The 736-nt window shown below is 24.7% G+C and carries 1 pseudogene; it reads left to right on the top strand.

The features are described from left to right. Positions 1-641: pseudogene (locus BUE91_RS06805) on the top strand (hypothetical protein); the annotation flags it as partial. Between the last annotated feature and the right edge of the window lie 95 nt (positions 642-736).

The following is a 736-nucleotide window of genomic DNA, read 5'->3' as shown; positions in this document are numbered from 1 at the left end:
AATTAGCTACAAGATATTTATCCAGTAATGTAAATTTAAAAAAAAGATTAAATGTTAAACTACAAGAACGTTATTTAGGTTTGGGATTAAAAGTAGATATATTAGGAAAGAAGATAACACATAGTAATTTTTTAGAAAATAATGATATAGAAAAAATAAAATTAACATTATTTTCAGAAAATAAGTATGTAAATGGAGAATTAAATTACTATGTAAAAGGAGAAAGTAAAGAAAAAGTAGATATAGATAAAACAGATACAGAGAAGGAATTAAAAAATAAGGTATTAGATTATAGAATTAGTGTAAATCCATTACCTGATAGTAAGGTATCATTATCACTTGATTTTTCAGGGAGGAATAAGGAGATAAGTATAGGACCGACATTAAGATATAGAAATGGTGGAACCTATATAAATACAACATTATTATTTAATAATATAAGTTCATCATATGATGTAAGAGCAGAATTAGATAAGATTAAACATACAGCTCCAGGATATAATAAGATAGAATATTTTAAGAAGTGGACATTAAAAGAAAAATATAAAAATCCAAAATCAGAGATTGAACAAAAGGATTCATACTTATCTCCACTAGCTTCTATTTTATCATTTAGTAATAAAGATGTTCCTAGTTTATAGTTTCTTCCTTCATGTCCTACATCTAATTTTCACTTAATTGAGTGCTTAGTTTTGTTATTTGATAACTCTATCCCAGAAAAAGCTTCTTTTAGTTT

The sequence above is a fragment of the Streptobacillus notomytis genome, assembly GCF_001902585.1.
Classification (GTDB): domain Bacteria; phylum Fusobacteriota; class Fusobacteriia; order Fusobacteriales; family Leptotrichiaceae; genus Streptobacillus; species Streptobacillus notomytis.
The sequence above is the reverse complement of the archived record's forward strand: the minus strand, read 5'-3'. Positions and strand labels throughout refer to the sequence as shown.